The organism is Pseudoduganella sp. GW821-FHT12E03, assembly GCF_058807115.1.
This window is the reverse complement of the sequence record NZ_JBXAQJ010000008.1, coordinates 175,467-190,455: the sequence shown is the minus strand read 5'-3', so window position 1 is coordinate 190,455 and position 14,989 is coordinate 175,467. Positions and strand designations below refer to the sequence as shown.

10 protein-coding genes and 1 pseudogene are annotated in these 14,989 nt (G+C 66.2%); 6 read left to right on the top strand and 5 right to left on the bottom strand.

Annotated elements, in window-relative coordinates:
• Positions 1 to 43: 43 nt before the first annotated feature.
• The 6 genes and pseudogenes from AC1RRC_RS20980 to AC1RRC_RS20955 form a co-directional block, all read left to right on the top strand.
• Positions 44 to 1,078, top strand: a pseudogene (locus AC1RRC_RS20980) (MCP four helix bundle domain-containing protein); the annotation flags it as partial.
• Entirely contained in the window at positions 1,076 to 2,497 is a 1,422-nt protein-coding gene (locus AC1RRC_RS20975; protein WP_493057687.1) for a methyl-accepting chemotaxis protein, read from the top strand. The pseudogene AC1RRC_RS20980 and the gene AC1RRC_RS20975, both read left to right, overlap by 3 nt.
• An 83-nt stretch (positions 2,498 to 2,580) precedes the next feature.
• Positions 2,581 to 2,766, top strand: coding sequence for a type II toxin-antitoxin system VapB family antitoxin (locus AC1RRC_RS20970; RefSeq protein ID WP_493057472.1), 186 nt, complete (start codon positions 2,581 to 2,583; stop codon positions 2,764 to 2,766).
• 254 nt (positions 2,767 to 3,020) lie between these two features.
• Positions 3,021 to 3,608 (top strand): DUF2760 domain-containing protein, encoded by a 588-nt coding sequence (locus tag AC1RRC_RS20965; RefSeq protein WP_493057471.1) that lies wholly within the window; start codon positions 3,021 to 3,023, stop codon positions 3,606 to 3,608.
• Complete coding sequence (locus AC1RRC_RS20960; RefSeq protein WP_493057470.1) at positions 3,605 to 5,455, top strand: Hsp70 family protein; 1,851 nt, start codon at positions 3,605 to 3,607, stop codon at positions 5,453 to 5,455. Before AC1RRC_RS20965 ends, AC1RRC_RS20960 begins: the two co-directional genes overlap by 4 nt.
• Before the next feature lie 12 nt (positions 5,456 to 5,467).
• Complete coding sequence (locus AC1RRC_RS20955) at positions 5,468 to 8,302, top strand: Hsp70 family protein (protein ID WP_493057469.1); 2,835 nt, start codon at positions 5,468 to 5,470, stop codon at positions 8,300 to 8,302.
• 8 nt (positions 8,303 to 8,310) lie between these two features.
• Here AC1RRC_RS20955 and AC1RRC_RS20950 read toward each other — a convergent pair whose 3' ends face one another.
• From AC1RRC_RS20950 to tssE, 5 genes are all read right to left on the bottom strand, one after another.
• Positions 8,311 to 8,952: a tRNA-uridine aminocarboxypropyltransferase gene (locus AC1RRC_RS20950; RefSeq protein ID WP_493057468.1), complete on the bottom strand. Its 642-nt coding sequence runs from the start codon at positions 8,950 to 8,952 to the stop codon at positions 8,311 to 8,313.
• 117 nt (positions 8,953 to 9,069) lie between these two features.
• Complete coding sequence (locus tag AC1RRC_RS20945; protein WP_493057467.1) at positions 9,070 to 10,719, bottom strand: methyl-accepting chemotaxis protein; 1,650 nt, start codon at positions 10,717 to 10,719, stop codon at positions 9,070 to 9,072.
• Positions 10,720 to 10,800: 81 nt separating this feature from the next.
• A complete protein-coding gene (gene tssA / locus AC1RRC_RS20940) occupies positions 10,801 to 11,844 on the bottom strand; it encodes a type VI secretion system protein TssA (RefSeq protein ID WP_493057466.1) in 1,044 nt (347 codons plus the stop codon).
• An 11-nt stretch (positions 11,845 to 11,855) separates the two neighbouring features.
• Positions 11,856 to 14,498 (bottom strand): type VI secretion system ATPase TssH, encoded by a 2,643-nt coding sequence (gene tssH, locus AC1RRC_RS20935; RefSeq protein ID WP_493057465.1) that lies wholly within the window; start codon positions 14,496 to 14,498, stop codon positions 11,856 to 11,858.
• Positions 14,495 to 14,977 (bottom strand): type VI secretion system baseplate subunit TssE, encoded by a 483-nt coding sequence (tssE, locus tag AC1RRC_RS20930; protein ID WP_493057464.1) that lies wholly within the window; start codon positions 14,975 to 14,977, stop codon positions 14,495 to 14,497. Before tssE ends, tssH begins: the two co-directional genes overlap by 4 nt.
• Between the last annotated feature and the right edge of the window lie 12 nt (positions 14,978 to 14,989).

The following is a 14,989-nucleotide window of genomic DNA, read 5'->3' as shown; positions in this document are numbered from 1 at the left end:
TGAGGAATATCAACCGCTGTATAACCTTTTGCAAGGAACTTCCATGCTCAAGAATCTCAAGATTTCCGCCCGCCTGGGCCTGGGTTTCGGTTGTGTTGTCCTGCTGCTGTTGCTGGTGTCGTCGATCAGTATTTCGCGCCTTGCCGCCAGCAACGAATTGACGCGGCTGATCCTGGAAGACCGCTATGCGAAATTCCTGCTGCTGGAAGATGCGTTGAAAAACGCGATGGACAATGGACGGCAGTTGCGTAACATCCTGCTGGCCTCCAACGATGCGGAGAGTGAACGGTTCCGCCGCAGTGCCGACACCAACCGCAGTGAAATCGTGGAAGACTTGAACAAGCTGCAAAAGGTGGTGGTGTCGGACAAGGGCAAGGCCATGCTCAAGGAGATCCAGGACAAGCGCGCGGTGCTGGAACCCAAATATGAGCAGTTTTATACGCTGTCCCGCTCCGACCGCAAGATCGCCACGGAATACCTGAAAAACGACTTCGCCCCCACCAATGAAGCGTTCTGGCACGCGCTGGAAGCGTTCGCGTCTTACCAGGCGGAACAGATGGACAAGTCGGGCGACGAGGTCGCGAGCAGTTACGAATCCACGCGCACCACCGTGCTTGGGCTGGCGGCCGGCGCCGTGCTGCTGGCCATGCTGGTGGCCTATCTGATCACGATGGGCATCGTGCGGCCGCTGAAAACCGCCGTGCAAGTGGCGGAGAGACTGGAAGCGGGTGACTTGTCGATCCATATCGACAGCAGTGCCAAAGACGAGACCGGCCAGTTGCTCAATGCCATGCGCAATATGGTGGCCAAGCTGAACCAGGTGATCGGCGGGCAAAAACAGGCGATCGAAGCGGCCAACCGGGGCGACTTCAATGCCCGCGTGGACTTGAACGGCTTGCATGGATTCCAGAAGGAATTGGCGGAAGGCTTGAACCAGTTGATGGCCACCACCGGGGCCAGCCTGTCGGACGTGGTGCGCGTGATGGGCGCGCTGTCCGAAGGCGACTTGTCGAAAACCATTACCAAGGAATACCAGGGCGCCTTCGACGAATTGAAGCGCTATGCCAACAATACCGTGGGCAAGTTGAACCAGGTGATCAGCGGCCAGAAAAATGCCATTGAAGCGGCCAACCGGGGCAATTTCAATACGCGGGTCGAACTGGGCGGCTTGCAAGGTTTCCAGAAGGAGCTGGCCGACGGCATGAACCAGTTGATGGCCACCACCGGCGCCAGCGTGGCGGACGTGGTGCGGGTCATGGGGGCGCTGTCGCAAGGCGATTTGTCGAAGACCATCACCAAGGACTATGAAGGCGCCTTCGATGAATTAAAACGCTATGCCAACAATACCGTCGCCAAGCTGAACCTGGTGATTGACGGCCAGAAGGATGTGGTGGATGCCGCCAACCGTGGCGACTTCCAGGCCCGCATCGACCTGGCCGGCATGCTGGGTTTCCAGAAAGACCTGGGAGATGGCTTGAACCGCCTGATGGTGACCACCGGCGCCTCGATCGACGACGTGGTGCGCGTAATGGGCGCGCTGGCCGAAGGGGATTTGAACCAGACCATCGACAAACAATACGAAGGCAGTTTTGGCGAATTGAAATCGTACGCCAACAATACCGTGGCCCGGCTGCTGAAGGTGGTGACGGAAGTAAACAATGGCGCCCAGTCGCTGGCCAGCGCGTCGGAAGAAGTGTCGGCCACCGCGCAATCGCTGTCGCAATCGGCCAGCGAACAGGCCGCCAGCGTCGAAGAAACCAGCGCCTCGCTGGAACAGATGACGGCGTCGATTTCGCAAAACACGGACAACGCCAAAGCCACCGATGGCATGGCGGCCCGCGCGTCGCAGGAAGCCATGGAAGGCGGCGACGCCGTCAATGCGACGGTATCGGCCATGAAGCAGATCGCCACCAAGATCGGCATCATCGATGACATCGCGTATCAAACCAATTTACTGGCCTTGAACGCGGCGATCGAGGCGGCCCGCGCCGGCGAGCATGGCAAGGGGTTTGCCGTGGTGGCGGCCGAGGTGCGCAAGCTGGCGGAACGGTCGCAAGTGGCGGCGCAAGAGATTTCCGAAGTGGCGTCCGGCAGCGTGCAACTGGCGGAACGCGCCGGCCAGTTGCTGGGCCAGATGGTGCCGAACATCAAGCGCACCTCGGACCTGGTGCAGGAAATCTCGGCGGCGTCGGAAGAACAGTCATCGGGCGTCGCGCAAATCAATTCGGCGGTGCAGCAATTGTCCCAGACCACCCAGCAAAATGCCGCCAGCTCGGAAGAACTGGCCGCCACCGCCGAGGAAATGAGCGGCCAGGCGGAACAGTTGCAGCAGACCATGAGCTTCTTCAAGATTGCCAGCCAGGCAAGGGAAGTCGGCTTTACCGCGCCGCGCAAAGGCATCGCCCCACGGGCGCCGATCCGCAAACGGGCCGAGACGCGCAAGCTGGACCCGGAAGCCGATGCGGAACCGGACGAATCCAATTTCGCGCGGTTTTGACGACGGCAGGTTGTTGTGGCAGTGGCGGTCGCCAGGATTGCTGGATGCCATAATGGGATCAGTATTGATGACCGGACACCGCTATGAGAACCACTGTGATCATTGATGATGAGTTGTACGAGCAAGCCCTGGACGTTGCTGATCCTGCAATGGATAAGGCGGATCTGTTCAGGGAAGCTCTCAAGACGTTTATCAGGGTACAAGCAGCGAAACGGCTTGCATCCCTGGGTGGCACAGCACCCGAGATGGTTGATCTGCCACGGCCCTGAATTAGAGGCGCTGGGCTGGCACCTTGAGATGCCAGCCCAACACTTCCGTGTCACTGCCGCCCGGCAATGCATTGGCAAAATCACACTAAATCCCCATCTCCCCGTTGCCGGAATTTCAGCATTCCCGCGCCAGCTGGTATCATGCGAATGAATTGCGGCGCTGCACAAGCGCCAGCCCCAGGCTTCCAACCGCCGGTGTAGCGCCCTCCTCAGCCGTATCAGGCAGCGGCCCGCCGGCCAAACCAGAGACAACGATGAATAATACGACCCAGCTGCCGTCTTTCGGCACGCGCATTGCGCTCGCGATCAGCGCATTTTTCCGCACCCTCGGCAATGCCGAATATGCGGCCCGCATCCAGCGCCTGGATGAGCCGGTTGCTGCGCCGACCCAAGCGCCTACCGCCGCGCCAACGGCCGCCCCAACCCCGGCCCCGACCGCCGCCCCGGTGATCTTGCGCGAAGCCACGCCGGACGCCGCGCTGCAGTTGCTGAGCCTGCTGCAACGCGAAGCCCGCCTGATCGACTTCACCCAGGAAAACCTGACCGGCTACGCGGACGCCGACATCGGCGCCGCCGCCCGCGTGGTGCACGAAGGCTGCGCCAAGGTCTTGCGCGAACACTTCACGATTGAACCGGTGCGCGCGGAGCTTGAGGGCGCCCGGGTCACCCTGGAAGCCGGCTTTGACGCCGCGTCCGTCCGCCTGACCGGCAACGTGGTCGGCCAGGCGCCGTTCAAGGGCAGCCTGTCGCACCGCGGCTGGCGCGCCACCTCGGTGCGCCTGCCGAAACTGGCGGAAGCCCATGATGCGAAAGTACTGGCCCCGGCGGAGGTGGAACTGTGAGCGATCCCAAGTATGCAATCGGTATCGACCTGGGTACCACGCACTCGGCGCTGTCGTATGTCGACCTGGCCGCCAGCGATGGTGAAAAAACCGCGCAGACCGTGCTGGGCATTCCTCAGTTGACGGCGCCCGGCACGGTGGAAGATTTGCCGCTGCTGCCCTCGTTCCTGTACCTGCCGCACCCCGATGAAATGGCGGCCGGCGAACTGGCACTGCCATGGCAAGCGTCGGGCGACGGCCCCGTGGCCGGTGAAATGGCCCGCAGCCGTGGCGCCACCACGCCGATCCGCCTGGTGTCGTCGGCCAAGAGCTGGCTGTGCCACCCCGGCGTGGACCGCCGCGCGGCCATCTTGCCGAACGATGCACCGGAAGAAATCAGCCGCGTATCGCCGCTGGAAGCGTCGACCCGCTACCTGGCGCACCTGCGCCAGGCGTGGGACGCGGCGCACCCGGACGCGCCCTTCGCGCAGCAGGCCGTGACCGTGACGATCCCCGCGTCGTTCGACCCGGCCGCCCGTGAACTGACGGCGGACGCGGCCCGCGCGGCGGGCTATGAAGGCCTGACCCTGCTGGAAGAGCCGCAGGCCGCGCTGTACAGCTGGATCCAGGGCAGCGAAGGCAAATGGCGCAAGGCCGTCAAGCCGGGCGACATCATCCTGGTGGTGGACGTGGGCGGCGGCACCAGCGACTTTTCGCTGATCGCCATCCTGGAGCGCGACGGCGTGATGGAACCGCACCGCGTGGCCGTGGGCGACCACATCTTGCTGGGCGGCGACAACATGGACCTGGCGCTGGCGCACATGGTGGCGCGCAAGCTGGCCGCCAATGGCACCCAGCTCGACGCCTGGCAATTGCGCGCGCTGACCTATGGCTGCCGCGGCGGCAAGGAAGCGCTGCTGGCCGACGCCTCGGTCCAGACCTGGCCGATCGTGGTGCCAAGCCGTGGCTCGAAACTCATTGGCGGGTCGATCCGCACCGAACTGACGCGCGATGAAGTGGTGAACTTCATCGTCGAAGGCTTCTTCCCGAAAGCCGAAGCGTCCAGCCGTCCCGCCGTGCGGACCCGCGCCGGCCTGACGCAACTGGGCTTGCCATACGCGCAGGATGCCGCCGTCACCAAACACCTGGCCGCCTTCCTGGGCCGTCAGCTGGGCGCCACCGAAGCGCTGGAAGGCTATGCCGGGCGCCAGCCGCTTGAGGCCACCTTCCTGCACCCGACCGCCGTCCTGTTCAACGGCGGCGTGTTCAAGTCCGGCCTGCTGGCCCAGCGCGTGATGGACACCATCAACGACTGGCTGTACCTGGAAGGATCGGAACCGGCCCGCATGCTCGATGGCGCCGACCTGGACCTGGCCGTGGCGCGTGGCGCGGCGTATTACAGCTACGTGCGCCGTGGCGCCGGGGTCCGCATCCGTGGCGGCACGGCCCGTTCGTACTACGTGGCGGTGGAATCGTCGATGCCGGCCATCCCCGGCATGGAACCGCCGATCCAGGCCCTGTGCGTGGCGCCGTTCGGCATGGAAGAAGGCGGCGAAATCGAACTGCCGGGCCAGCAATTCGGCCTGGTGGTGGGCGAACCCGTCAACTTCCGCTTCTTTGAATCGTCGACCCGCCGCCAGGACGCGATTGGCGAATTGCTGGACTTCTGGGCCCCGGATGAATTGACGGAACTCAATGAAATCCAGATGACCCTGTCGCCGGAAGGCCGCCAGGCGGGCGACGTGGTGCAAGTCAAACTGCACGCGCTGGCCACCGAAGCCGGTACGCTGGAATTGCTGGCGGTGGCCGATGACAATGGCCAGCGCTGGAAAGTCGAGTTCGACGTCCGCGCCACCTCGGCGGAATAACCGGCAGAGGCCATGAAGCAATTCATCGTCGCCATCGACCTGGGCACCACCAACACGGTGCTGGCCTACGCTGAACCGGGCGCGGAAGAAGTCCGCTTGTTCGATATCGACCAGTTGACGGCGCCCGGCGAAATCGGCGCGGCGCCGCTGCTGCCTTCGCTGCGCTACCACGCGGCCGAGGGTGAACTGGCGGCGGGTGAGTTGCAATTGCCGTGGCGGCAGGACGATGTGGCCGGCGTGGCGCAAGTGGGCGTCGGCCGCCTGGCCCGCAAACTGGGGGCGCAAGTGCCGGGGCGGCTGGTGGCGTCCGCCAAAAGCTGGCTGTCGCACCCGAATGTCGACCGGATGGCGCCGATCCTGCCATGGGGCGCCGAGGAAGGCGTGCCCAGGGTGTCGCCGGTGGCGGCCAGCGCGTCGTACCTGGCGCACTTGAAGGCCGCATGGAATACGCGCTTCCCCAAGCACCCGCTGCATCAGCAGCAAGTGGTGCTGACCATCCCCGCCTCGTTCGATGAAGGCGCCCGCGCGCTGACCCTGGAAGCGGCGAAGCTGGCGGGTTTACCGTCGCTGCGCTTGCTGGAAGAGCCGCAGGCGGCGTTTTACGACTGGCTGTACCGCCATCGGCAAACGCTGGCGCAGGATTTGGCGCAGTCAAAGCTGGTGTTGGTGTGCGACGTCGGCGGCGGCACCACGGACTTCAGCCTGATCCGGGTCGACGTCCGGGAGGCCGCCCCCGTGCTGACCCGGATCGGCGTGGGCAACCACCTGATCCTCGGCGGCGACAATATGGACCTGGCGCTGGCGCGGCTGGCCGAGCAGCGCCTCAATGGAGGCGGCGGCGCGGAAGGCCAGCGCCTGTCCGCCACGCGCATGGCGCAACTGGTGGAACGCTGCCGCGCCGCCAAGGAACAATTGCTGGCGGCCGATGCGCCGGACAGTGTGCCCGTCACCCTGCTGGGCAGCGGCTCGAAACTGATCGGCGGCACCCGCACCGTGGAGTTGCAGCGGGCCGAAGTCGAGCAACTGGTGGTCGACGGGTTCTTCCCGCTCAATGCCGGCGCCGAACCGGCCACCCGTGCGCGCGGTGGCATCGTGGAATTCGGCCTGCCCTATGCGTCGGACCCCGCCATTACCCGCCACCTGGCGGGCTTCCTGGCCCAGCATGCGGCGGCCGCGCGCGAAGCACTGGGGCTGCCGGCCGACGACCCGTCCCTGCCGGTTCCCGATACCCTGCTGATGAATGGCGGCGTGTTCCGCGCCGACGCCCTGGTCAAACGGCTGGAAGCCGCGCTGGCCGGATGGCGCGGCGCGCCATTGACCGTGCTGCACAACGACAACCCGGACGTGGCCGTGGCGCGCGGCGGCGTCGCCTATGGACTGGGCAAGCAAGGCCATGCGCCCACCATTGGCGGCGGTTCGGCGCGCTCGTATTTCCTGTTGCTGGACGACGGCAAGCACCAGGGCAGCCGCGCCGTGTGCCTGCTGCCGCGTGGGTTTGAATCCGGCGCGGAAGTGCGGCTGACGGACCGTACCTTTGCCTTGCGGCTGGGCCGCCCTGTGCGCTTCCACCTGGTGTCCACCACCGGCGGCAGCGGCCCAGGCCAAGCAACGCAGGCGGGCGACCTGGTGGAACTGGACCCGGCCGATTGCGTGCGGCTGCCGCCGATCGCCACCGTGCTGCGCGACAGCGGCGATACGCGGGCGCGCAAGGAAATTCCGGTGCAGCTGGGCGCCACCTTGTCCGAGGTCGGCACCCTGGAAATCCACTGTGTTGCGGCCGATGCCAACGGCGCCGGCGCCCCGCAGCGCTGGCAACTGGAATTCCAGCTACGCGGTTCGCAGGATGGCGAAGACCAGACTGACGAAGCCGTGCTGCCGCCGCGCGCCAGCGATGCGCTGGCCGCGATTGAACGGATCTTTGGCGCGAAGTCGCAACAAGTGGACAGCAAGGAAGTGCGCCAGCTGGGCCGCCAGCTCGAACACTTGCTGGGCAGCCGCGAAGGCTGGACGCTGCCGGTGCTGCGCCACCTGTTCGATGCGTTGCTGGCGCGCGCCAAGGGGCGCCGCCGCTCCGCCGAACACGAACGCGCGTGGCTGAACCTGGCCGGCTATTGCCTGCGCCCCGGTTTTGGCGACGCCCTCGATGGCTGGCGCATCGAGCAATTGTGGGCGCTGTTCGACACCGGCGTGCAGCACCACAAAGACAGCCAGGCCTGTTCCGAATGGTGGACCCTGTGGCGCCGCGTGGCGGGCGGCCTGCCGGTCGATGCGCAATTGCGGCTGCTCGATGATTTCGCGTTCAACTTGCAGGCCGACGCGCAGGAACGGGGCAAGCGCCCGGTGACACTGGTCAATGGCAGCGAAGAAGACATGTTGCGCCTGGGCGCCTCGCTGGAACGCATTCCTTCCGCCTACAAGGCGGAAATCGGCCAATGGCTGCTGGACCAGCTGATTGGCGTGGACAGCAAGGACCCGAAAGCCGACGCCATGCAGGGCCGCTACCTGTGGGCATTGTCGCGCGTGGGGGCGCGGCAGCCCTTCCATGGCAGCGCGCATGACGTGGCGCCGGTGGACACTGTCGGCACGTGGCTGGCCGCAATCCTTGGGCTGGACTGGAAAAAACTGGAACCGGCCGGCTTTGCCGCCGCCCACCTGGCGCGCATGACGGGCGACCGCACCCGCGACATCGAACCGGCCCTGCGCGAACAGGTGCTGCGCAAGCTGGCTTCCGCGCACGCCCCCGCCAGCTGGAGCGCGATGGTGGCGCAAGTGGTGGAGCTGGACCAGGCGGTGGAAAAACGCATGCTGGGCGATGCGCTGCCGCCGGGGCTGAAGCTGATTAGTTAATCATCCGGTCAATCCGACACGGGACCGGCAGCATAGCCGGCCTGCTGGTCGACAAAGCGATCGAACGCGGACATCAGCGGGGCGTATTTCCCTTCGTCGTGTTCAATCTGTCCCAGTGCATGCGCGACCGCTTCCAATGTCGACAGCTGGTCGGGCGCGTGGGCTTTGCGGATGCGGTAATGGGACGCGGGCATGCCGCGCAGCGGCAGGCGGGGCAAGCGCTGCAGGGCCGGGTTCAGGTAAAGCATCTTGCGGCTTTTACGCCAGGTGGCGTCCAGCGCCACCAACAGCAGTTGCGGCGGCGAGCGCATCCATGCGGCATCAAACGGCGGCGGCGGTGCAATGCCCAGCGCGGCGTCGCCGGGCGTGTCCGGGTACAGCAATACCGGGCGGCGGGGTCCCGCCAGCAGCGCCGCCAGTCCCTCTTCGCCAAACGTTTCCCCCACCGCGATAACGCTGCCGGGCAGGCACAGGTGCAGCAGCCGCGCGCTGTTCTTGGCGTTGCGGACTTCCATCGGATGCTGCAGGATCAAGACACCGGTATGGCTGGCGACCGGCGCCGCCCAGTGGCAGATGCAGGTGGCTTGCGGGCGCAGGCAGGCTGCGCACATGGCGCGGCGCGCGCCGGCGGGAGACAGGTCAGGCTTCATGCCGCGATTGTAACGGCAGGCGCCGGCTGCGGCCAGCATGCGCCGCGATGAACCGGCACGGGCGGCCACGGGCCGCCATGCGATGGCAAAGCGCGGCGTCCAGGCCCGCACGGCCGCCTAAGCGATGGCCGTACGCGGCGGCGCCAGCCGGCCGGCGCCGTGCCGCTCCGTTGCTTTGCCGGCATGGCTGCCAGCGCGCATGGTGGCACGCATCGCCGCAATTTGCTGCGCCGTCAGCTTGAACACGGCCACCGACTGCGCCAGCTGCTCCGACTGTTCCTGGATGGCCGCCGCCGCGGAGGCGGCCTGCTCGACCAGCGCGGCATTTTGCTGCGTGGTCTGGTCCATGTGCGTGATGGCGCTGTTGACCTGTTCCATCCCGGACCGCTGCGCCTCGCTGGCGTCGGCGATTTCCGTCATGATGGCCGTCACCCGCGCGATGGCCGCCACGATGTCATCCATGGTGCCGCCGGCCTTGCTGGTCAGTTGCGCGCCCGCCGCGACCTTGTCCACCGAATCGGCAATCAATTCCTTGATTTCCCTGGCCGCGCCGGCCGAGCGCTGCGCCAGCCCCCGCACTTCGGAGGCGACCACCGCAAAGCCCCGGCCCTGTTCACCCGCGCGCGCCGCTTCCACCGCCGCATTGAGCGCCAGGATATTGGTCTGGAACGCGATCCCGTCAATCACGGCAATGATGTCGACGATGCGGCGCGACGACGCATTGATCGCTTCCATGGTTTGCACCATGTCCGCCACCACCGCCCCGCCCTTGCTGGCGGTGTGCGATGCCGCATCGGCCAGCGCGCTGGCCTGGCGCGCGTTGTCGGCATTGGTGCGCACGATCGACGTCAAATGTTCCATCGATGACGCGGTTTCCTGCAGCGAACTGGCCTGCCGTTCCGTGCGGTTTGACAAATCCAGGTTGCCGGCCGCGATTTCCTGGGTGGCGTCCGCCATGCTGTCGGCGCCGCCGCGCACCTGGCCCACGATGTCCACCAGGTTGCTGTTCATGCTTTTCAGCGCGTGCATCAACTGGCCCGCCTCATCGCGCGTCCGCACCACGATATCGCTGGTCAGGTCGCCCGATGAGACCGATTCCGCCACCCGCACCGCGTCGCTGATCGGCTGCGTGATGGTGCGCGTGATATACCACGCGAAGCCCACGCCCAGCGCCACGGCGGCAAAGCCCAGCAACAGCAGCATGTTGCGCCCGCTTTGATAACTGCGCTGGATCTCGTCCGCCATCGCATCGAGCCGCCTTTTCTGTTCGTCGGACAGTTTTTGCAGCGCCGCCAGGTAGACGATGCGCTTGCCTTCCATATCCGATTCAAACAGGCGCTTGCCCAACTCCATGTCCCCGTCCGCCTTGGCTTTGAAGACCGCCTTGCGCGCCTCCACATAGGCTTTGCGGCTGGCCAGGATGGCGTCATACAGGGCTTTGCCCTGCGGATCCGGCAACAGCGCCGCCATGGCATCCTGGATTTCCGTGGCGCGGGCGGATGATGCGGTCATCATTTTTTCAAAGTATTTCTGATCGGCATTGTCCTGCACTTTCCAGGCAGCCGAGGTACGGGCGGCGTTGACTTCGACCACCTTTTGCCATTCGGCAATCATGCGCTCGATGCGCACATGGTCCGACACCAGGATATTGGTTTTTTCACTGGCCGATTGCATGCGAGCAATGCCGATCGCGGTGAGCAGCGCCAGCAACAACAGCACCACGGCAAAGGCAATGCCCAGACGCATGCCGATCTTGAGGTTCTTCATGGCGGCCCCCCTGCTTTTTCTTTCAGCAAGTCTGAGCCGATCCGCGCTGCCACGCAACTGTTAACTGTGCGCAACAGTCCGTTAGTCTTGTTGCGTCACCGTTCCCAGCATTTCTTCGAGATGCGCCAGCGCCCCCGGGTCTTTCAGCACGCTGCGCAGCCAGACGTGCAACGGCATTTCTCCCCAGTACGCCGCCTTGTCAGCCAGGTAAGCGACCGGACTGTGCGGCTCGGTGCGGCGGAAGAATTCGGCCACGTCGCGCAATTGCGCCAGCGCCTGGTGACGGCCTTGCACGCCGCGCGGCGCTGTTGCTGTTTCCTTGTTTGCCACCGGCGCCCCGCCGCCTGCCGCTGCGTCCACCATACCGCCCGGCGTCAAGGGCTCAATGAAATCAATCGCATCCAACAGCGCATCGCGGGCGGCGCCGAAGCCGGGGCCGTCCGCGCCCAGTTTCGCATCGGCCACCGTTTGCAACTGCGCCAGCGAAGCCAGGCAATAGCGCGCATCATCCAGCAAGCGCTGATTGAACAGCGCCGAGTTGCGCCGCCGCACCGCATCGAGTTCCGCGAGTCCCGGCCCCACCGCCGCGTCCTGGCTCCCCTGCGCGCCCCACGGATCGGCACTCCCCTGCGCGGCGCTGTTCATGCGCTGGCGCGCCATGTCAAAATCGGCCATCGCCACCGTGCCGTCTTCGCTGACCGGCATATTGCGCACCAGTTGCCGGGTGCCCTCCAGCAGCCAGGCGAGATTGCCGCAGCGCCGCCCGTGGCCGTCGTCCTCATCCGGCAGCGGGAACATGCCATCCCAATACCGTTCGCACAGGCCGGCCAGCAGGGCAAAGCCATCGCCCAGCCCCCGGAAACCGCGCAACCGGGCATGCGCCTCGGCCAGCCACACGGCCAGCCGCAAATCCTTGCTGCGCGATTCAATCAGTTCAGCGCAGCGCGCCGCGACGAAGTCCCAGTCCGCCTCCTTCAGCGCCGCCACCCACTCCCCCTGCGCCAGCGACGGGTCATCGTGCGCCCGCGCCTGCACGATGTCGTCCACTTCGGCGCTGAAGGACAAATCAACACCGCAGGCTTCCTGTACGCTGACCGGCACCAGCAATTGCGCAATACTCAACATGGCGATTCTCCTCAGGCAATCACATAGTCAAACTTCCCATCGCCGCCACCGGCGACCCTGATCGAGGCCACGGCAACCCCATCGGCCATGCGCGCCAGCAGCGCATCGGCCAGCCCTGGCAACAGCACACCATCGATGACGCGGTCGATATGGCGCACACCGGCATCGAGCTGCGCGCAGCGCGCCAGCAGCAGGTCCACCACCGCGGGGTCCCAGGTGAACGATGCCGCGTGCACCGCCTGCGCACGCCGCGCCACCCGTTCCAGCCGCAGGCCGATAATGCGCCGCAGCACGTCGTCGGCAATCGGATAAAACGGCACCACATGCATGCGGCCCAGCAGCGCGGCCTTGAAGTACTGCAGCAGCGCCGAACGGGCCAGCGCTTCCAGGTCTTCCGGCGATGGCAGGTCCAGCCCCTGCAGGCCCGCGCACGCCTGCGCGATGGCGGCGCCGCCCGCGTTCGAGGTGGCGATGATGACGGTATTGCGGAAGTCCACCGAACGCCCTTCCGCATCGTCCAGGGTGCCCTTGTCGAACACCTGGAAAAACAGTTCCGCCACGTCGGCATGGGCCTTTTCGAATTCATCGAGCAGCAGCACGCAATATGGATTGCGGCGCACCGCTTCGGTCAGCACGCCGCCCTCGCCAAACCCCACATAGCCCGGCGGCGAACCTTTCAGGCCCGACACGCTGTGCGCTTCCTGGTATTCATTCATGTGGATCGCCACCACCTTGCGCTCGCCGCCATACAACGCTTCAGCCAGTGCCAGCGCGGTTTCCGTCTTGCCGGTGCCGGACGGACCGGCAAACAAGAACACCGCGCGCGGCTTACCAGGATCGGCCAGTCCGGCCGCGCCGCTTTTCAGGCGCTGCGCCACGGCGGCCATCGCATGCGGCTGGCCCAGGATACGGGCCAGCAAGGTATCCTGCAGCGCGCGCACCGCGCGCCATTCGTCGGTCGCCATGCGGCCCAGCGGAATGCCGGTCCAGGCCGACACCACTTCGGCCACCGCCAGCGCATCGACATCGAGCGGCGCCAGCGGCTCGCCGCCCTGCAGCGCCGCCAGTTGGCTGTGCAGGGACGCCAGCGGTATCGCGCCGGCCTGCTCGCCTTCGCGCTGCAGCGCAATCGCCGCGCCCAGCGCCTTTTCCTGCTCCCAGCGCATGCTGGACGCATCATGCGCCTCGCGCAAGCGCTGGTGTTCCCCGGACAGGTCCGCCAGCCGGGTTTCGTGAGCATGGGCATCGCCAAAGGCGCCGCCGCCGAGTTCGCGCTCCTTGCCCAGCGCACGGATTTCCAGCGCCACCTGCCCCATGCGCGCCTGCAGCCGTTCGATACTGTCGGGCGCCGCGCTGCGCGCCAGCGCCACGCGGGCGCAGGCCGTATCGAGCAGGCCGACCGCCTTGTCCGGCAATTGCCGCCCGCTGACATAGCGGTGCGACAGCCGGACGGCGGCCGTCACCGCGTCATCGCGCACCGCCACGCCGAAATGGCGTTCCATCAGCGGCGCCATGGCGCGCAGCATGGCGCACGCCGTGTCCTCATCCGGCTCTTCCACCTTTACCACCTGGAAGCGCCGCGCCAGCGCCGCATCCTTTTCGACGTGCCGTTTGTATTCGCTCCAGGTGGTGGCGGCGATCGTGCGCAATTCACCGCGCGCCAGCGCGGGTTTCAGCAGGTTGGCCGCATCGCCCTGGCCAGCCTGGCCACCCGCCCCGATCAAGGTATGCGCTTCATCGATGAACAGCACCACCGGATGCGCGCTGTTGCGCACGTCGTCGATCACGCCGGTCAGGCGCGCTTCGAATTCGCCGCGCACCCCGGCGCCGGCCTGCAGCAAGCCCAGGTCCAGCGCGTGGATCGCCACGCCCTGCAAGGCTTCAGGCACGTCGCCGGCGGCAATGCGCTGCGCCAGTCCCTCCACCACGGCGGTCTTGCCGACACCCGCTTCCCCGGTCAGGATCGGATTGTTCTGGCGGCGCCGCATCAGGATGTCCATGGTTTGGCGGATTTCACTGTCGCGGCCAATCACCGGGTCGAGTTTGCCGTCGCGCGCCAGTTGCGTCAGGTTGCTGGTGTAGCGCGCCAGTGCGGGCTGCTGTGACTGCAATTGCGTCACGGGATCCGGCGCCGCCTCGCCGCCGGGGTGCGGTTGCGCCGGCGCAGCGGGCCATTCCTCCTGCGAGCCGCGCGCATATTTTTCCAGGTTGTGTTTCAGTTCATCGACCGGGAAGCGCGCGAACAGCGCCGAACCGCGCTGCGCCAGTTGCGCCAGGCCCGGTTCCGTCAGCAGCGCCAGCAGCAAGTGGCCGCTGCGCACCAGGTCCGGCTGCGGCAGCGCCAGCGACGCGATCAGCCACGCCTGTTCCAGCAGCACCGGCAAATGCGGTGAAAACACCGGCGTGCGCGTGCTGCCGGCCTTGAACCGGCCCACTTCGCGCCGCAGGTCCGCTTCCAGCATGTCGACCGCGATGCCACAGCGGCGCGCGATCACCACGAAGTCGCTGCGTTCCTGTTCAAGCAGGGCCAGGAACAGGTGTTCCAGGTCCACTTCATATTGTCCGAGGCTGACGCAGATACTGGCCGCCCGCGTGGCCGCCACGCGCGAGGTGTCATTGAGTTTTGCGATCAGGGTTTTCAGGTTCAGTGTCATGGGGTTCCCCGCCGGTTGATCGAATAGCGCAAGGTGGATGGCTGCAGCACGGCGTCAAAGGCGACCGTGCCGCGCTGGTTTGCCAGGGCGCCGGCAAGGACGCCGGCAATGGTGATGCGGATGCGGTTGACCGCGCCCGCTTCGGGCGCCACCTGGACCTCGACCCGCCGCAGCCGGGGTTCGTGCCGTTCAATGGCGGTGCGGATGCAAACGCCTATCCAGGCGCGGTCGGCCGCGCTGCCGAGACAGCAGCCGGCAAAATCGGCCACGCCGTAATTGGCGACCGAGGCCGCACAATTGGGATGGCCCCGCAGCAGCCCGGCCGGCAGCGCCGCGCGCGTGTTGAGCATGTCTTCCAGGCTGCGCGCGACGGATTCCTTCAGTTGCGCCGGCGTTTGCGCCAGGCTGCCGCCATGCAGCAGGCGGTCCAGCAGGCCGGCCGGTGTGGCGGACAGCCGGGGGGGCGGTTGCGGGGCCATGGCTACTCCTTC